The organism is Bifidobacterium sp. H6bp9, assembly GCF_032193695.1.
Classification (GTDB): Bacteria; Actinomycetota; Actinomycetes; order Actinomycetales; family Bifidobacteriaceae; genus Bombiscardovia; species Bombiscardovia kimbladii.
The window spans coordinates 54,858-73,016 of record NZ_JASTZY010000004.1; the positions used below are offsets into that span (position 1 = coordinate 54,858).

Genomic DNA, 18,159 nt, shown 5'->3' on the forward strand with positions numbered 1-18,159 from the left:
CTCTGCAGGTTCGGCCATCCGGCATTGACCTCCAGCTTGTCCAAGTCTACGCCACCACCGCAGCGCCAATGCGTCATGCCTCAGAGCAGGCCGGGCACGAACTTGAAGACCGTCAGCAGCAGGCAGAGCAGCAAGTAGAGCAGGAACCAGGGCTGCCTCCAGGAAACATATGTGCCCTTAGGGGCTCGATAGCGCCGCCGGTAGTCCAAGAGGCTGGTGCGGTGCAGGAAGAACATGAGCAGCCCAGCCAGAACCAAGACCAGCGCTACTGCCAAAATCGACAGACGAGCAGTTCTCGGAGCGCTCATCAGATATCGATTGGGCAGGCCGCTGAAGAGCAGATCACCGAGCACACGGGCTCCGACGGCCCAGATCAGACCATACTCCAGGGAGCAGTATCCCAATGCCAGCCCCAACAGGAAGATCCAAAGCCCGGAGACCGGATCACTCTGCAGCAGGGCGCAGAGCAAGGATGCGGTCAGAATGGCAAAGACCCGGCCATACCGACGCAGCCCGTTGAGGATGATGCCGCGGAAGACCAGCTCCTCAGCCAGGGGGACCGCCAGGAGGGCATACAGGGCCATCATCGGCGAGGAAGCCCCGGTGACCAGCAGGCTGTGCGAGGCCAGGGAGGGGATGTGCAGAAGCAGACCGAAGTGATTGAAGAACTTGTTCAGTTCATGAACCATCCCTTGGCCCAGCAGGAGCACCGCGACCAGGGCCAGCAGAGCCGCCAGGGTCATTCTTCGATCCGTTCGCCAGCGGACGGCGTCCTGTCCCCGCTGATCCACACCTCGAATAACGCTCCACTCTGAAATGCAGGCATAGGTCAGCGCCAGCAGGACCGACAGGAGAGTAATCCCGTCGGATAGGAAGGCGATGGATCTGGGGTCCTTGACCTGTTCCATGACGACTGGCAGGATCATCCCCGAACCGACCATGAGCACCAGAACCGATATGGCCAGATAGACGAAGGCGAAGGCGGCCTGTCCGTTGACGGCGTGGAGGACCCCGGAACTGGCTGTGTAGGTGTTGGACTTGCCGGTGGCGGGCTTGGCCACAACTTCAGCAGCTGGCGCGACAGCGTCAAGTTCACTTGGAACAGCGATCGGCTGCGAGCTGACCGGCTCCGGCCGGCTTGTCCCTGTGACCGGTCCTGCCGAAGCATTGGAAACGACCCGCGGAGCTGACAACTCGGCTGAAGGACGGTTACGGTTGCGAGCAGCCTGCCGCTTGGACGACCGACGGGCTCCCCTCTTTCTTTCATGACCTCTGGCAGATAGTCCGAAATGAAGACCATGCGAAGAACGGGTCGGCTTGGTTGCATTCGCTGCGGCTTCCTCGGTCTCTGAGGACTTGGCCTTGGCCGCCACAGCAGCTGCAGCAGCCTCGGCAGCCTTGGCGGCGAGAGCCACAGAAGCGCCTGGAGCGGATACGGATGTCGGCGAAGACGCAAACTGGACGACTGACTGCGTCGCCGGTGCTGCGTTCACAGCCTCTGAAGATTCGGCAGGGGCAGGCTGAACGGCAATCGCTGCCTGACCGGTCTGCATGGGCTGGCCGGCATGATCCTTGTGCGCGAGCGCCCTCTCCTGTCCGTCAATAGCCTTTGACGAAACGACCCGACCACCGGTATCGTCACCGGCGACTGCGGCAGGCTGGGCAACTACCCGTGGAGTCGAACAGACCCGACGCCCCTGATGATCGGTTCCACTGGACACGGATTGTGCAGCAGCACCGTTGTCCCCAGAAGCCGATGAACCAGTGACCAGGGAATCCCAGTCGGCATCCGAGCGACGGACAACGACTGGCCGGTCGGCGAATACCACAGGGGCCTCAGACGCATGAACAGAGGCTGCGGGTGCAGGAATCTCCGAACCCGGTTTCGCAGACATCGAATCCTCAGCGCCGGAACCCGAGGGCGCCTCGAGCATAGTCGCCGACTTTGGTTCGGCTGTTCTGACTGCGGAAGGAGCGGAAGCCGCAGGTTTGCCAGCACGGGTGCTTGCGGACGGCTTACGACGCTTGGGCATATTCCAAGAGAAGACCGGGCCATTGTTCTTTTCGGGCTTCGTCCAGGACCAGACGACCTTGGCCGCAGGCTGCTGAGGCTGCGCCGGGGTCTCCTTGGCCTTTGCGGCTTCCGGCTCTCGACGAACCACCACACGCCGCGGAGACAACTCCTTGTCAGATTCCTTTCCGCCGTGCCCGTCTGCTGGCAGATCTTCAGGGGGAAATGCGGGAACTCCCGGTTGACTGGCCATGGTGACCGAGTCCAAAAAATCATAGGATCCTGGAAGCACTGAAGGTCGTTCACCGACTGGTCTGGCACCCTTGCCGCCAGCTCCTTCATCACCCAGAACCGCGGTCTTCCTATGGGCTATCCGTCCCGGGTAGGCCAAGCCATCATCCACGGCCTCCCCCGGCAGGCTCAAGGGCGGCAGGTCGATGGACCCTTCCTCATAATCCCAATGACGGGCGTAGTCCTTGCTGGCACTGTGGCTTGCAGTCATGAGGGCAATAGAGGAGCGCGACATCTTCCAGCGCCCCTGATCGCTTTGAACATCAGCAGACTCGCTGCCGCTGCCGCGATCCTCGTCATCCCTCATCCGTCGATGATCCTTCCCCTTCATGCACTACCGTACGACCGCCAAGGGCGTCCAGCGACACGAACCTTTCCCCACGTTCATATCAACAATACATATCCGAGTCTAGCCCGACCCCGCCCTTCCCCGACGGAATCCCGACAATGGGCCGGCCGCCATCGACTGTCTGGTCAGGCCAGTCCTGGCACGAATTCGCTCAGGGCCATCAGCAGGCATGCCAGGCAGAAGAGCAGGAACCAAGGCGCCCGCCAGGAAGCGTAGATTCCCTTGGGAGCACGATTGCTGCGGCAGTAATCACGGAGAGTCCTTATCTTGAACAGCAGCCCGACGACGCCAACCAGCAGCACCAGGATCATGAGAAAGCCCAGGCCGATGCGGACCACCTCGGGTGCCAGAGGCATGTACTTGGCCAACAATCCTGAAGAGAAAGCGTTGTTGAGCATGTGCACCAGCAGGGACCAGACCAGCCCATACTCCATGGCCAGATAGCCCAGAACCAGGCCGGAAATGAAACCGAACAGACCCTGGACCAAGGAACCATGCATGAAGCCGAAAAGCAGAGAAGAAGTAATAATGGCGAAGACCCGGCCAAAGCGGCGCAGACCGTTCATGATGACCCCGCGAAAGACCAGCTCCTCGGCAAAGGGCCCCAAAAGAATGCCATAGAAGAGCATGATCGGCGTTTCCATGCCTCCATCACCTGGTGCGGACGGCGGATGCAGGCCAGTACTGGACAGAATGGCGCTCAGTCCGGAGTTGGCTACCCCGGCCACCAGCTGACTGAGGAAGAAGCAGGCCAGGGCGATGATCAAGGCCAACAGGCTGAATCGTCGCGCAGTGACCCACTGCACCTGATCCTGGCCATGGCGTTCATGGCCCACGATGACCGGCCACTGGCTGATCAAGGCAAACAGCAGGGCCAGCACTACGGAGATGGCCACCGTCCAGTCACCCAGAGGGCCGTTGATCTGTGCCTCGGAAGCATGCGGGAAAAGAGCAGGCAGAACCACCTTGCTCCCCAAAAGACCTGCCAGGGTCTCTATGGCCACGTAGATGAAGGCAAAAGCACTTAGGGTATTCACTGCCCGTCTAACGCCCCAGTCGTGCACATCGCCGCTGCTGTGCCTCATGATAACCGCTCCTCTTCACTCGCCAACTAGTCACAGGCGATCAATGGCTGTCTCATTCCATGGTAAGCGAAGAGGGAGCAAATGGCTTTCATATGAGGGCTCACGGCCCGTCGGTCAAATGATGCCGCGGTCAGCCAGGGGTCCAGGCCAGTCGATTTGACCCTCCCTGGCTGAAGTGACCGGCTCTTCGGGCATGTGCTGGGCCGGCAGAGTACGCGGCTTGAAGGGGAATCGCTCGGCCCGCATACGCTCATAGGCACGGATGTCATCCTCGTGCTGGAGGGTCAGATCAATGTCGTCGTAACCGTTCATGAGCCGCCACCGCACATAGTCGTCTACCTGGAAGGGCAGAGTCACATCCGCGCAGGTGACCGTGCGAGCGCCCAGGTCCACGGTCATCTCGGTGCCGGGGTCCTCCTCCAGGAGCTTCCAGAGCAACTCCACTGATTCCTGGGGCATGATGGCGGCCAGAACACCGTTCTTGGCGGTGTTCCCATAGAAGATATCGGCGAAGCGGGGGGCGATGACCACACGGAAGCCGTAGTCCCGCAGAGCCCAGACCGCATGCTCGCGCGAGGAGCCGATGCCGAAGTCCGGCCCGGCCACCAGAACTCGGGCACCTGAATATTCGGGCCGGTTGAGCACGAAATTCGGATTCCTTCGCCAGGCGTAGAAGAGCGCGTCCTCGAAGCCGGTCTTCTGCACCCGCTTCAGGAATACGGCGGGGATGATCTGATCGGTGTCGACGTTGGAGCGACGCAAGGGCACCCCGACCCCGGTGACAACGGAAAGTGGCTCCATGATGACCTCCTGCCTGCTGGATGGCGATGACGATGACGAATGATTGATGGGCTTACAGATCGGCCGGGGAGCAGATGGTTCCCCGGATGGCCGTCGCAGCGGCCACCTCGGGCGAGGCCAGATGCGTCCTGCCGCCCTTGCCCTGACGACCCTGGAAGTTGCGGTTGGATGTGGAGATGGAGCGCTCCCCCGGCACCAGCTGGTCGGGGTTCATGCCCAGGCACATGGAGCAGCCAGCGTTGCGCCATTCGGCTCCAAAGTCCTCGAAGATGCGATCCAGCCCCTCCTTTTCGGCCTGAATGCGAACTCGCGAAGAGGCCGGAACCACCAAGACGCGATGCAGGTTCTTGGCCTTGTGGTGTCCCTTCATGATGGCTGCCGCCGCGCGCAGATCCTCGATGCGCCCGTTGGTGCAGGAGCCAATGAACACGGTGTCCACGGCGATGTCCCGGATGGGCATCCCTGGCTTCAGACCCATGTAGTCGATGGCCTCCTGGGCTGCCTGACGCTTGGCCGGGTCGGCGATCTTTTCGGGCACAGGCACATCAGCGGCAATGGGCAGACCCTGTCCGGGATTGGTGCCCCAGGTCACGTAGGGGGTCAGCTGGTCGGCATCCAGGATGACCTCCTTGTCGAAGACTGCGTCCGGATCGGTGGGCAGGGTACGCCAGTAGTCCAGTGCCTGATCCCACATGGCCCCCTTGGGGGCGTGCGGCCGGCCCTCCAAGTAAGCGAAGGTGGTATCGTCCGGCGCGATCATCCCGGCCCTCGCCCCGGCCTCGATGGACATGTTGCAGATGGTCATGCGCGCGTCCATGGACATGCGCCGAATGGCCTCGCCCCGGTACTCCAGAACGTGCCCTTGGCCGCCGCCAGTGCCGATCTTGGCGATGACGGCCAGGATGACGTCCTTGGCGCCCACGCCCGGCTTGAGCTGACCGCGGACGGTGATGGCCATGGTCTTGAAGGGCTTCAGGCTCAGGGTCTGGGTGGCCAGAACATGCTCCACCTCGGAGGTGCCGATGCCGAAAGCCAGGGCCCCGAAGGCCCCGTGGGTCGAGGTATGCGAATCGCCGCAGACGATGGTCATGCCGGGCTGTGTCAGTCCCAGGACGGGTGCAAAAGCGTGGACAATGCCCTGATCGGCATCCCCCAAGGGATGCAGACGAACCCCGAACTCCCGGCAGTTGCGCTCCAGGGTGGAGATCTGCAGGGCCGAGACCTTGTCGGCGATGGGCCGATCGATGTCGATGGTGGGGGTGTTGTGATCCTCGGTGGCGATGACCTGGTCCAGGTGACGGATCTTGCGGCCTGCCAGGCGCAGCCCCTCGAATGCCTGTGGGCTGGTCACCTCGTGCATAAGCTGCAGATCGATGTAGATCAGATCGGGCTCGCCTCCCTGGCCCTTTCTGACCAAATGATCGGCCCAGACCTTTTCCGCCATTGTGCGTCCCATATCGCCTCCTGAAAACCTGCGACCAGCCGGAGCGCCAATCTCATCGGCACCCCGCCGGCCTCTTACCACCGAGTATGGAACTGCCCAACCGTTATGAACTTTTGCATTTCATATACTGAGATGGCATAATTCAACCATGGACACACCTTCTATGAACGATGACGACAGATATCCCTCCGCAAATGATCCGAACATGCATCAGGAGGAGATTCATTCGGGCGTCGGCGTTTTGGACAAGACGGTGCGAATTCTGGACACCCTGGAGACTGGACCCATGACCCTGGGCCAGCTGGTCAACGCCACAGGCTTGGCTCGACCCACAGCCCACCGACTGGCCATCGCCTTGGAGCGCCACCGCTTCGTGCTGCGGGACGCGCATGGCCGCTTCGTCCTAGGCTCCCGCTTCGCCGAGCTGGCCGCTGCCGCTGGCGAGGATCGACTGCTGACCGCCTCGGGGCCCATCCTGCATACACTGCTCAACCGTTCGGGCGAGTCAGCCCAGATTTTCCGCCGCCAAGGCGAAGTCCGTGTCTGCATCGCCGCGGTGGAACGCGCCTCGGGCCTGCGCGACTCCATCCCCGTAGGCGCCCTGCTGTCCATGGAGGCCGGGTCAGCAGCGCAGATTCTGCTGGCCTGGGAGGAACCCGAGCGCCTCCATCAGGGTCTGCGGCACGCCAAGTTCAACGCAGCGACCCTGGCCACGGTCCGCAAGCGCGGCTGGGCCGAATCCATCAACGAGCGGGAAGAAGGCGTCTGCTCCATCTCGGCCCCCATCCGCAACGGATCCGGGCAGGTCATGGCCGCCATATCCATCTCCGGGCCGGTCAACCGCATGTCGACAACGCCGGGAAGGCGCTACGCCCCCCTGGTCATGGCCGCCGGCAAATATCTGACAGAAGCCCTGCTGCGAGCCTCATCTCCCGCCCGTCGCAGGGTCTGAGCGGGAATTCCTAACGCCTTGGTCCTGACCGCCGCCTGCTGGATCCCCAGGAAGCGATCAGCCCGGCAAGAGCCGTCAGGCCGCCCGCCAAGAACCCGGGCCGACGCAAGAGGTTGACCGCGTCCCCGGTGGAGGTGGGCACATGGCTCATGGCGAAGGTGTAGACCTTGTGGGATCCTGGCCGCCCCACCAATTGCCCGAACTCCAGGAGCTGAGTGCGAGGATGATGGGGATGGCGGATGTCGAACTCGAAGAGCCGGGCAGCCCGCTTGCTGGGCACCGGACCGTATGAGCCGAATCCGCATGTGGGCGTGGCCCCCAGCGTCAGATCTCCGCTACGGCCGACAAAGCCATTGCGGTGATCATGCCCGGCGAAGAGGGCGAAATAGCCCCGGTTCCGGGTCAGCAGGTCATACTCGCCGCTGTCCTCATCCGGGCAGGAGACCCCCTCGCCCAGGTAGGAGCCGGGGAAGGTGCGCGATTCGTCCAGGATGTAGCAACGGGAGTCGAAACTTCTGTAGCCCTGGACCGCATAGGCTGTGGTGGCTGGCACCGGCTTGAGCAGATCGTAGAACTGGGGAATGGGCATGTGCTGGAAGACTATGGAACGGTTGCCCAGAAGATCGGGAGCGGCCGCCAGAAAGTCCAGGGCCTGCGCCGACGGTGAGCCATAGCCTCCTGCCCGGGCATAGTCGCCAGAGTCCAGCAGGACCAGGCCCATGACCACCCCGTGACCGTCGCAATCCGCCACAGGCAGCGCGAAGGTGCCCGGAGCGCAGACGAAAGCCGTCTGGGAGGGCAGGGCCGATCCGATCAGCGCATGGACCCGATCAGGATGGGCGACCGTAGCCTCCGGGTTCAGGCAACCGGGCACCTCCCGATAGATGGCGTCCATCTGGTCGGTGTCCAGCCCACACTGGAAGTCGTGGTTGCCATAGGTGACGACGAAGGGAATCCCGCGTTCAACCAGCGGGCCGGTGATCAGGCCAACGGTCCTGCGGACCAGATCCTCAGTGTGCTTGATGTTCTGCTGGCGTACACGCTCGGCATCCCTGCGGTCTGGTTCCCGGCGGTCCGCAGCAGCCTGGCCATCCTGGGACTTGGCAGAGCGCTTCAGAGAGGCTCCCCCAAGCCCCAAGGCGCCGCCCATGCTCAGACCAGCAGAATAGATGCCGTCCAAGGGAGTGCTCCAGCGCCTCTTGCGGAAGGTGCGCTCGTAGGCCGTGTCGTAACCGGCTACCTGGTTGCCTGAGAAGACCACCAGATCGGGCTTTGCCGCATCGCAAGCCGCGCCTATCAGCCTGATTGTGTCCGGAGAGACCTTGGGGCCTTCCTGGACGTCGGCCAGCTGCAGGAGTCTGAACTTGCCCGAGTAGTGGAACTGAAGTCGCCCCAGCCGGGCCGAAACGGACAGCGGTCGATCATGCTCTCCCTCGCCGCCTTGTGGGGAGACCTGATCCGCGTGGTAATGCTGACTCATACGTCTAGCCTACTTCACCCTGCTTCGCTCCTAGGACCATCAGTGCAGCCCCCCTACGAATCGGATGCAGACCTAGGCGTCATGCCAGCACAGCGACACCCTGGTGTTAGCTTGACCACAGTGGTTACGACGACAGCCAGGACCGGGGGGGACAATCTTCAGACCTGGCTCCAGTCTTGGTATATTGGATACGTTGCGATTCTTAACGAGATAGAGGGAGCGTACCTCCATGGCAGAAGGACAAGAGCTCCTGTTGCGCAAGGATCTTGAGCGGGTTGTCGACCGCCTGCACCAGGAACGTACTCATGTAGCGCCCTATCAGGAGGATTACCGTCGACTGCTGGATAACCACGGCAAGATGATTCGCGCCGCCATGGTGGTTCTCTTTGCGCGGGCCGGAGCACAGGTCGAAGGACACTTGGACGATACCGTCATCACCGGCGCCGCCGCCATCGAGATGCTTCATCTAGCTACCTTGGTCCATGACGACGTTCTGGACAACGCCCCCATCCGCCGCAACAAGCCCACGGTCCACACCATCCGGGGCAACAAGGCCGCCATCTATCTAGGTGATCTGATCCTCTCCCGCTACATGGAGATCATGGCCTCCATCGCCCCTGACACAGGCTTTATCCGCGAACAGGCCGGCACGGTCTGCGAGATCGTAGGTGGAGAGCTCTACCAGGAGTCCGACCGCCACCACACCCACATAACCATTGACGATTACGACCGAGCCATCTCAGGCAAGACCGCAGCCCTCTTCCGACTGGCCTGCCTGACCGGGATCCGCCTTGACGGCCAGCCAACTGACCCGGCCTTGGAGCAGACCGCCAGAGACTTCGGCGGCAATCTAGGCATGGCCTTCCAGATCATTGACGACATCAACGATTTTGATCTGGATCGTGACACCGGCAAACCCAAGCTGGAGGATATCCGCGACGGAATCTACACTCTGCCGGTTCTGCTGGGGTTCCAGAAGGATGAGAACTTCAGAACCTTGGTACAGCAGGAGGATCCCGAACAGGTAGTCAACTACCTCAGAGCACATCCCCAGTTGATGGAAAGCAGCCGTCAAACCGCCAAAGACTATCTGCGGCGGGCTTCAGACAGCCTGGAGGATTCCCCCATGTCTGAGGGCATACGCAGCTTACTGCAGCGGATTGTAAGCAAGCTGACTGCCCAGGTCTGACCGAATCGGCGCGGCGGAACCGGCGCAGCATAACTAGAGCGAGTGAGACCAGCCTCCTATCAGCCACGAGCCGAACATCCGTCATATCTGCCACTTCATGCTTGGCATTGCTCTCTTTTCTGAATCTCACCACGGCTGGCAGCCGCTGATGACAAACACCCTATGACAGCAAATCCCCCGTTCCGGACCATACGGTCCGAAGCGGGGGATTTACCGAAGGGGAAGGGAGTGTTTAAGGTCAGTCGGCCATTAGGCCAGGGCCACCCGAGCTGGTGCGCCATGCACCTTGGCAGGCTGCGGCCCATTGCCGTCATCCGGCTTGTAGAAGGGTCCCTGGTGCAGGGTCCTCCTGGTATAGAAGACCATGACTCCGCCCAGAACCAGGAAGAGCAGGAAGTAGACAATGCAGGTGAAGAGCAGGTTCGGCACCGTGCTGGTGGGCGAAACGCCATCGGCAATGGTCTGGTAACCATAGACCAGCCATGGGTATCGTCCCAGCTCAGTCACCAGCCAGCCACTGGTCGTCGCAGCGAAGGGGGCGAAAGTAAAGATACCCATGATCCAGAGCTTCCAGCGTGTGGTGAACAGGGTGTTCTTCTTCTTACGTGTGAACCAGAGCACCAATGCTGATATCAGGGCAAAGGCAAACCCGATTCCGACCATCAGACGGAAGACCCAGAATAGGGTGGTGACCGGCACGTAGTAGTTCATGTCCTTGCCATACTTGGCATCGTACTTCTCGTGCAACTCCTTGTTGACGGTGTTCATGCCCTTGACGGCGCCTGTCTTCTTGCCGTAAGCCAGCTGTGACATGGCTCCGGGAATCTCGACGGACCCTTCAATCTTGTGGTCCTTCTCATTGATCAGAGCCACGGCATTCCAAGGAGCGGGATCGCCGGTGTCCTCGTAGATGCCTTCGGTGGCGGCCAGCTTCATGGGCTGATCGGTCACGATGTACTTGCCCTGCAAATCACCGTAGGTGATCACGCAGATGGAACCGATAAGACCGAGCAGGGCGGCCAGACGAATGGACTTGGTGAACAGGTTGACCTTGGCCTGCTTCTCGGAGTCGGCCTCGACAGCGGCCACGGCCTGATCCTTGTTCCCCATGTGCATTCTCAGCAGGCTGAAGGCGCTGCAGCCCATGACCACGAAGGCCCCTGTGCAGACGGCGGCGAAGAAGACGTGGGGGAACTCGATCCACAGCTGGGGATTGGACATGACATCACCGAAGCTGCGCAGTCGCACATGACCGGTGGCCTGGTTGATCTCGAAACCAACCGGGTGCTGCATGAAGCTGTTGGCAGCCAGAATCCAGATGGCCGACATGGAGGAACCCAGGAAGGTCAGCCAGATGAAGATCACATGCACGGCCGGCTTGAACCTATTCCAGGTGAACATCCACACGCCGATGAAAGTGGACTCCAGGAAGAAGGCCAGCAGGGCCTCGATGGCCAGGGGGGCACCGAAGATGTCACCCATGAACCTGGAGTAGTTTGACCAATTCATGCCGAACTGGAACTCCTGGATGATGCCCGTGACCACGCCGACCGCGAAAGAGAGCAGGAAGATCTTGGACCAGAACATGGTCATCTTCTTGTAGACATCCTTCTTGGTCACCACATAGGTGGTCTCCATGATGGCGACCGCCAGGGCCAGACCGATGGTCATAGGGACATAGAAGAAGTGGAATATCGTCGTCATGGCGAACTGGAATCTAGACAATCCCAATACAGTGAACATCGTTCCTCCCAATCTCTGCAGGGTTCGTCGGGCGCGGGTACACGGGTCGAATCCGGACGGATTCAGATATGACCAGGCTTGTGCCCACAAGAACCTTTCAGCTCTCCCCGACTTCGCGACCTGGTCGCTTCCACGGGCTCCGGTTTCCTTTCCGTCCAGTCCATGAACCGACGGCGCACGGTGACCGGCCGGGAAGCCATCCGACAAGATCGGCGACCCGACAACCGTGCAAAATTCATTGCTCGGGAAACAGCCTGATGGTCATTCAACAGGGTTCCGTCCATCTGAATCTGACTGCTTCTTTAAGTATATCCCTTGACCGGCACCATTGTCCACGTCCGAGACATCCATGCGATAAAGTTCACGGAAACGGGCGTTCTCATGGTACAAATCAACAGGTCGACCCTGCATGGCTATATGACCATCCTGCATAAAGATGACCTGGTCGGCCTCCTCCAGCCCCTGGAGGTGGTGCGTCACCCAAAGAAGGGTGCGATCCTGGCTGACCTTGAAGATCATGGCCATGAGCCGCCGCTCGGTTATGGGATCCAGACCGATGGTTGGCTCGTCCAGAAGAATGATCGGCGTGCGCTTGAGCACAATCCTGGCCAGGGCCAGACGCTGGCGCTGCCCGCCTGAAAGACGGCCGCCAGCCTCATCCACCGGCGTGTCGATTCCCTGGGGCATGTCATCTACGACCTGATCCAGCTGTACAGCCTTCAGAGCCTGGCGAACCTGATCATCATCGGCCTGGGGAGCGCCCAGACGCACGTTGGAGGCGATGGTGGTGTTGAAGAGGAAGGCCTGCTGGTTCAGGTAGCCAAAGAGCTCAGGACGCTGATCCTGCAAGGCATCGACCGGTATTCCATTGATCAGGATGCGGCCACTGGTGGGGCGCAGGTCGCCCAGGAGCAGCTGAAGGACCGTCGTCTTGCCCTCGCCGCTGGGACCGAGCAGGGCCACGCGCTGCCCACCTTCGATTCGCAGGCTGAAGTCGTCCAGCAGCAGGGGGTCATCAGGACCATAGGAGAAGCTGACATGGTCGAAGACGATTGACTTGATCGGCCCCTCCAGCCTGGTCTGGGCGCTCGGCTCAATTCGCCGGGACTCGACCCGCTCGGTCAGATCATTCAGGTGATCCAGCGAGTCTGTGTAAAGGGGAACCTCGGCCACGGCCTGGGAGACCACAATGAAGCAGTCGACCAGAGGGAAAACCGCCAGGACCACGGCTGCCGCGAAGTCCGCAATGGAGGTGGAGCTGGTCATACGCAGATCCGCTCCAACAATCAGAGCCACCACCATGAGGGCGAAAATCATTTGGATACCGCAGTTGCGCCAGCGTTCAAACCGCTTCTGCTCTTTGCGGCCGGTGGCGATGTCGTTGAAGTCACCGGACGCCGTGTCCACGAAGCGGTGGCGACGGCGAGTGATCACCCAATCCCCCAGGCCCATGTAGCTCTCGGTCACTGCAGTGTATTGATCCTGCCGCCGTGCCTTCTCCATGTCGTAACGCCCGTCTGAATAAGCCAGCGAGACCAGCGGGATCAGGATCAGGATCAGGGCAAAAAGCAGGAAGAGCAGGAGCGAGGTCAGCCAGGAGAAGACGCCTACGGCGATGGTCACCACCACCCACATCATGTAGGCTACGACCGTGGGGAAGATGGTGCGCAGGTAGAAGTTCTCCAGATGGTCCAGGTCGTCCGAGAGCATGCCCAGGACCGTGCCTGTGCGCTCATGCTCGTTCAGGAAGGCCGCATCCTGCGAGAGGGTGCGGTAGAGCTGAACCCGCAGCTTGGAAACCACCCGGAGCACCCAGTCATGGCTCTTGATGCGCTCCATGTACTTGAATGTGGGTCGTCCGATGCCGAAGGCCCTGGTAAGGACCACCGGCACGTATACGGCGAAGATGTTGAAGGGATGGCGGGCCGACCTGCTGATCAGGAATCCCGATGTGAACATCAGTCCAGCCGCGCACACGAAGGTGATGGTTCCCAGGAAGAAGATCAGGGCAAGCAGCCCCTTGTTTTCACGCAGGTAGGGCCAGAACCAATGGTCCCGATGCCAGATATGCATGTAGCCTGACAGCCCGCGGCCGCGGCGGGAGGTCTTCGACGATCCCGTGCCATTTCTTCCGGCGGTTTCAGTCCTGCTGGTAGTCGGCAATCTGGTTCCCTCCCATCTCATCGATCAGCGCATCCAAGGGTCCGCCTTGACCAATCAGCTTGCGCGGATCGCCCTGGGCGACAATTCGTCCATGCTCCAGCATGATCACCCAGTCCATGTTGGCCAGCCAGTGCAGCCGGTGGGTGGCCAGGACAACCAAGTGCCCGTCCATGATGGGCAGCAGGGTCTGCTTCAGGTCGTATTCGGTCTCGATGTCCAGGTGGGCTGTGGGCTCATCAAAGAACAGAATCTCGCGTGAGGGGTCAAGGATCCCTCTGGCCAGGGCAATTCGCTGGGCCTGGCCGCCGCTGATGCCTCGGTTGCCCTCTCCAATCCGCGTATCCAGACCGTCAGACAATGTTTGCAGCCAGTCGGTCAATCCGGCTCGGTCGGCTGCACGGGCCACGGCGGCATCGTCTGCATCCTGCTTGTAGAAGCGGATGTTGTCGGCCACTGTGCCGTGGAAGATGAAGGGGTTCTGCGGAATATAGCTGATGTGCCGCTGCCAGGCAGCCACGTTGCAATGCTCCAGCTGATGACCATCCAGGTCGATGGCGCCTGCCTTGGGCTGGTCAAAGCCGGCCAGCAGATCCATCAACGTGGACTTGCCGGCTCCAGAACGACCGACAATGGCCACCTTGGAAAAACCATTGAGGTTGAAGTCCAGGCCGCTCAGTGCCAGAGGTTGTTCCTGCGAATCCACAGCTGCCTCGTCTCCAGTTCCCTGCGATGCCATGGAACCGACCTCAGCCGAGGCCGCTCCCCCATTACCGTCATGAACCTTGGAAGACTTGCGCTTGCTGCTCTTCTTGCCGGACTTTTGGCTCTCGGACTTGGCCATGGCATCCATCTGCGCCCCGGCTGAAGCATTGCTCTCTACCGGCTTGGGGCCAGGATAGGCGAAGTCTATTCCTTCCAGGCGCAGGTGGCTGTCCTCCTTCCACCCGGACCAATCCAGTTCCTCCAAGCGCTTGGGCTCTGGTTGCGCCAGCATATCCGCAATATCGTCCAAGGCGTTCTTGCCGTTCAGCGTGGCGTGGAAGTCGTCTCCGAACTGGCGGATGGGCATGAAGTACTCAGGGGCCAGAATCAGGGCCAGGAGGGCTGGAAAGAGCTCCACCTTGGCATTGATCAGATTGTTGCCCAGGAAGACAGCCATGATGGCGATGGCCAAGGTGGCAAAGAAGTCCAGAGCAAAGGTGGAGGTCATGGCCACCCTGATAACGCTCATGGTCCTCTTGCGGAAGCGGTCCGAGACCGAATAGATCTCGTCCTCGTACTCCTTGTCAATGCCCAGCATCTTCAGGGTCGGCAGGCCCAGGACCGTATCCATGAACCTGGTGTTGAGCTTGCGGAACTGAGCGTACTGCCGACTGGAACGATCCCTGGCTGCCAGGCCCAGGATGACCATGAAGAAGATAAGCAGGGGCAACATGAGCAGGAGGATGAGCCCGGAACCTGCATCCTGGGTCCAGACCACAACCAAGACAATCAATGGGATGAAGATGAGATCCATCATCTTTGGCAGGACCGTCAGCACGTAGGTACGCACCTGGTCAAGCCCATCCACCAGCATGGTGACGGCCGAGCCCGTGCCACGCCGGGCCAGAGCCGACGGCCCCAGCGAGAAGACCTTGTCCTGAATACGGGGCCGAAGTTCGGCTATGATGGCGTCGGCACGGTCAGTGGCAAAACGATCCTTGGCCACATCGCAGAGCTGTCGACAGGTGTAGGCGGCCAGAAAGATCAGTACCGGCACCACCAGCACCTTGAGGTTCTGAAGGTGCCAAATACGCACCAGAGCCAGGGTCAACCCATAGGCCTGAACCACCACGCCTATTCCCTGAACCAGGGACAGTGCGGCCAGCAGACCCAATGTGGACCGGACTCCGTCGAAACGGAAGAGATTTTTGTCAATCAATGCATTATCCTCCGGATGCGCTCCGGTCCTGCCAGCACTGCCCCCCTGCCTCCTTTAACTTTCAGACGGTCTCAGCCACAGTGGCCGAAGGGGCCACAGGAGAGGCCAGATGGGCACCATCGGTGTCCAGCCGCTTGCGCTGGATGAAGTAGCTCCAGATGAAGTAGGCCAGCATGATGGGCAGGAAGATGCAAAGCACCACAGTCATGATCTTCATGGTCAGCGGCGAAGCCGAAGCATCCTGAATCAGCAGGCTGTGGGCCGGATCATCAGCGATCATCACCCGCGGGAAGAGCCCGTTGAAGATAAAGGCGATGATGGCCATCAGGGTGATGCCCGAGCAGGTGAAAGCGTAGCCGCCATGCTTCTTGAAAACGGCAACGTGACCTCCAATAACCGAGGCCAGGATAATTACGGTGATCAGCCAGGTGGACAAGGGACGCGCCTTGTAGAAGTCGGTGTTGAAGATGGCCAGGAGCACGAAGACGACCAGAGCCGGATAGGCGATCCAGTAAGCCTTCTCGCTGACGTTGAGCATCCGACGGGAATCCATGACCCCCATCTTCAGGCTCAGGAAGTGCAGGCCATGAACGAAGCTGAAGAAGACGACAGCGATGCCGCCGACCACAGACAGCCAGTTGAACACGTCGAAGAACCCGGGCCATGCATCGCCGTTCTTATCCATGGGAATGCCCTGGATCAGGCTGGTCAGCATCATGCCCAGGAAGAATGGCGCAAAGAGCGAGCCGATGAAGTTGGCCCACTGCCAGACACCACGCTCACGGCTGGTCAGCGCATGGGAGGCGAACTCGAAAGAGACGCCGCGCAGGATCAGGGAGACCAGCACCAGGAAGAGCAGGAGGTAATACCCGGAGAAGAGGGAGGCGTACCAGAGTGGGAAAGCAGCAAACATAGCGCCGCCGGCGGTGATCAGCCAGACCTCGTTGCCATCCCAGTGGGGGCCAATAGCCCTCATGAAGGTGGCGCGCTCATCACCATCGCGGGCCACGAACCTGGTAGCCATGCCAACGCCAAAGTCGAATCCTTCAAGCAGAAGGAATCCTGCAAAAAGCAGGCCGATGACAAAGAACCACAAACCTTGTAGAAAACTCATGCTAATGCCACTCTCCTCTCGCTCCTGCCGATCCGCGCACGGGCACGGGGGCCTCCAACATTCTGGCGGAGGCCACAGTCGGCCACGGTCTTCGCCAGAATGAGGAGGAGCAGGAGGTAGTCAATAATGTCGATGGACGCAGGGCCGATGGCCATCGTCGCCCAGAACGATCCAATCCGAGGCTGGGACGGGACGAACATGCGCCGCTTCCACATGACCTGAATCATGTTCGTCCTCCTCTCCCTCGTCGTCTAGCCCTTTGCGTCCCTTGAGACGCTGGTTCAGTTGCTCTCCAACATGGTACGCACGTCAGCCAATTCCAGGACCGACCGCTCGTTTACGATCCACTTCAGGATCGAGACCACCTTGCCCTTGAGCTTCAGCGTGCCCATACGGTCGATTTCGGCAACCCCATCGTGAGGACCGAGAGAGCACACGGTCCCCAGGCTTCTGTAGGTGAACCGCTGGGGCTCCTGCCCCCGCATTCTGGCGAGGACATTCGCGGCCGCGGTATCAGCCTGGGCCATCGAAATCTGTGCAGTGGTTGGATAGAGCCGACCCGATTGGGGGTCGGGAACGGCGCTGACATCACCCACCAGGAATTCCTCTGGATGCTGCTCCACCGACAGGTCATCCCTGACCACTACACGGTTACGCTTCTGATTATACCCGGAATCGGCAATAACGTGGCTACCACGCACACCCGTTGTCCAAATGATTGTATGGGCCTTGAACTCCTGGTCATTGGAGACCACAGCATCCTGCCTGACCTCGGTAATGGGGGTCGAGGTGTGGAAGTTGACTCCCCGCTTGCGCAGGTAATCCACAGCCCAGTCGACCAGATCCTTGCTGAACATGGGCAGAATCTTGGGCGAGGCCTCTATGCAGTCCACCTTGACCTGATCCATGGGGAAGCCCAGACGCTTTGAGAGCTGAGGCAGACGGTAGACCAGCTCGCCCAGGTACTCGATGCTGGTGAAGCCAGCACCACAGACCACGATGCTCAGATCCAGCGGATCATGGCTGGTCTGGTAGCGGGCCAACGTTTGCTCAAGCTTCTTGCGGGCCGCCAGAGCGGTGTCCACATCAACAAGAGGCCACCCGTACTCATCGGCCCCCTTGATGCCAAAGGTTTCGGACTCGAAGCCCAGGGCGTTGACCAGGTAATCATAGGACAGAGGATCGTGATGCTCCAGGCTGACCTTGCGGTTGTCCTGATCGATGCCAACCACCTTGTCAATAATCAGCTCCACCGAATCAGGCAGGGACTTGCGCAGGTCGAAGACCACGTCCGCCGGCTCCTTGGTTCCCGCCGCCACCTGGTGCAGCTGGGTGGACTCGTAGTGGTACTCGTTCTGATTGACCAGGACTATATGGGCATCGGTCTTTGCATGAGCCAGCTTCTTGACCACGCGAAGACCCGCATAACCAGCTCCCAACACCATGATTGTCGTCATAATCACACACCTTTATCGAAAAAATCGTACAATGATTCATATACCGGGTGATGTAGCCCGATCAGCCGACGATTGGGTTCCTCACTCAAGCTTCTATGCTCAAAGTATCAGATTCCATCATCGGAAACTCTGACATAGCAGTCTGCCGGGCCTCCTCTT

Annotated in this window: 12 protein-coding genes; 2 read left to right on the top strand and 10 right to left on the bottom strand. The window is 60.4% G+C overall.

Annotated elements, in window-relative coordinates:
- Positions 1 to 80: 80 nt before the first annotated feature.
- From QRX40_RS06370 to leuC, 4 genes are all read right to left on the bottom strand, one after another.
- Positions 81 to 2,609: a type II CAAX prenyl endopeptidase Rce1 family protein gene (locus QRX40_RS06370; RefSeq protein ID WP_313837122.1), complete on the bottom strand. Its 2,529-nt coding sequence runs from the start codon at positions 2,607 to 2,609 to the stop codon at positions 81 to 83.
- 167 nt (positions 2,610 to 2,776) lie between these two features.
- On the bottom strand, positions 2,777 to 3,736 hold the full coding sequence (locus tag QRX40_RS06375; RefSeq protein ID WP_313837124.1) for a type II CAAX endopeptidase family protein: 960 nt from the start codon (positions 3,734 to 3,736) through the stop codon (positions 2,777 to 2,779).
- Between the two features lie 114 nt (positions 3,737 to 3,850).
- Positions 3,851 to 4,537, bottom strand: coding sequence for a 3-isopropylmalate dehydratase small subunit (gene leuD, locus QRX40_RS06380; protein WP_313837125.1), 687 nt, complete (start codon positions 4,535 to 4,537; stop codon positions 3,851 to 3,853).
- A gap of 52 nt (positions 4,538 to 4,589) precedes the next feature.
- On the bottom strand, positions 4,590 to 5,993 hold the full coding sequence (leuC, locus tag QRX40_RS06385) for a 3-isopropylmalate dehydratase large subunit (RefSeq protein WP_045923930.1): 1,404 nt from the start codon (positions 5,991 to 5,993) through the stop codon (positions 4,590 to 4,592).
- Between the two features lie 193 nt (positions 5,994 to 6,186).
- Between leuC and QRX40_RS06390 the strand changes: the two genes are divergently transcribed.
- Complete coding sequence (locus QRX40_RS06390) at positions 6,187 to 6,933, top strand: IclR family transcriptional regulator (protein WP_172636696.1); 747 nt, start codon at positions 6,187 to 6,189, stop codon at positions 6,931 to 6,933.
- A gap of 10 nt (positions 6,934 to 6,943) precedes the next feature.
- Here the strand turns inward: QRX40_RS06390 and QRX40_RS06395 are convergent, their stop codons facing one another.
- A complete protein-coding gene (locus QRX40_RS06395; RefSeq protein WP_313837127.1) occupies positions 6,944 to 8,413 on the bottom strand; it encodes a serine/threonine protein phosphatase in 1,470 nt (489 codons plus the stop codon).
- Positions 8,414 to 8,642: 229 nt separating this feature from the next.
- Here QRX40_RS06395 and QRX40_RS06400 point away from each other — a divergent pair, with 229 nt between their 5' ends.
- Positions 8,643 to 9,602, top strand: coding sequence for a polyprenyl synthetase family protein (locus QRX40_RS06400; RefSeq protein WP_313837129.1), 960 nt, complete (start codon positions 8,643 to 8,645; stop codon positions 9,600 to 9,602).
- Positions 9,603 to 9,851: 249 nt separating this feature from the next.
- Here the strand turns inward: QRX40_RS06400 and QRX40_RS06405 are convergent, their stop codons facing one another.
- From QRX40_RS06405 to QRX40_RS06425, 5 genes are all read right to left on the bottom strand, one after another.
- Complete coding sequence (locus tag QRX40_RS06405) at positions 9,852 to 11,345, bottom strand: cytochrome ubiquinol oxidase subunit I (RefSeq protein WP_045923926.1); 1,494 nt, start codon at positions 11,343 to 11,345, stop codon at positions 9,852 to 9,854.
- Positions 11,346 to 11,606: 261 nt separating this feature from the next.
- The gene (gene cydC / locus QRX40_RS06410) at positions 11,607 to 13,418 is read right to left on the bottom strand and encodes a thiol reductant ABC exporter subunit CydC (protein ID WP_313837130.1); all 1,812 of its coding nucleotides are present in this window, start codon (positions 13,416 to 13,418) and stop codon (positions 11,607 to 11,609) included.
- A 67-nt stretch (positions 13,419 to 13,485) separates the two neighbouring features.
- Positions 13,486 to 15,429, bottom strand: a complete 1,944-nt coding sequence (locus tag QRX40_RS06415) for an ABC transporter ATP-binding protein/permease (protein WP_313837131.1) — start codon at positions 15,427 to 15,429, stop codon at positions 13,486 to 13,488.
- A 61-nt stretch (positions 15,430 to 15,490) separates the two neighbouring features.
- Complete coding sequence (gene cydB, locus QRX40_RS06420) at positions 15,491 to 16,543, bottom strand: cytochrome d ubiquinol oxidase subunit II (protein ID WP_313837133.1); 1,053 nt, start codon at positions 16,541 to 16,543, stop codon at positions 15,491 to 15,493.
- 281 nt (positions 16,544 to 16,824) lie between these two features.
- The gene (locus QRX40_RS06425; protein ID WP_313837135.1) at positions 16,825 to 18,000 is read right to left on the bottom strand and encodes an NAD(P)/FAD-dependent oxidoreductase; all 1,176 of its coding nucleotides are present in this window, start codon (positions 17,998 to 18,000) and stop codon (positions 16,825 to 16,827) included.
- Positions 18,001 to 18,159: the final 159 nt, after the last annotated feature.

Excerpts from the sequence above, each read along its gene's own strand:
- QRX40_RS06370 (WP_313837122.1), bottom strand. The coding sequence starts at position 2,609 with ATGAGGGATGACGAGGATCGCGGCAGCGGCAGCGAGTCTGCTGATGTT.
- QRX40_RS06375 (WP_313837124.1), bottom strand. The coding sequence starts at position 3,736 with ATGAGGCACAGCAGCGGCGATGTGCACGACTGGGGCGTTAGACGGGCA.
- leuD (WP_313837125.1), bottom strand. The coding sequence starts at position 4,537 with ATGGAGCCACTTTCCGTTGTCACCGGGGTCGGGGTGCCCTTGCGTCGC.
- leuC (WP_045923930.1), bottom strand. The coding sequence starts at position 5,993 with ATGGGACGCACAATGGCGGAAAAGGTCTGGGCCGATCATTTGGTCAGA.
- QRX40_RS06390 (WP_172636696.1), top strand. The coding sequence starts at position 6,187 with ATGCATCAGGAGGAGATTCATTCGGGCGTCGGCGTTTTGGACAAGACG.
- QRX40_RS06395 (WP_313837127.1), bottom strand. The coding sequence starts at position 8,413 with ATGAGTCAGCATTACCACGCGGATCAGGTCTCCCCACAAGGCGGCGAG.
- QRX40_RS06400 (WP_313837129.1), top strand. The coding sequence starts at position 8,643 with ATGGCAGAAGGACAAGAGCTCCTGTTGCGCAAGGATCTTGAGCGGGTT.
- QRX40_RS06405 (WP_045923926.1), bottom strand. The coding sequence starts at position 11,345 with ATGTTCACTGTATTGGGATTGTCTAGATTCCAGTTCGCCATGACGACG.
- cydC (WP_313837130.1), bottom strand. The coding sequence starts at position 13,418 with ATGCATATCTGGCATCGGGACCATTGGTTCTGGCCCTACCTGCGTGAA.
- cydB (WP_313837133.1), bottom strand. The coding sequence starts at position 16,543 with ATGAGTTTTCTACAAGGTTTGTGGTTCTTTGTCATCGGCCTGCTTTTT.
- QRX40_RS06425 (WP_313837135.1), bottom strand. The coding sequence starts at position 18,000 with ATGACGACAATCATGGTGTTGGGAGCTGGTTATGCGGGTCTTCGCGTG.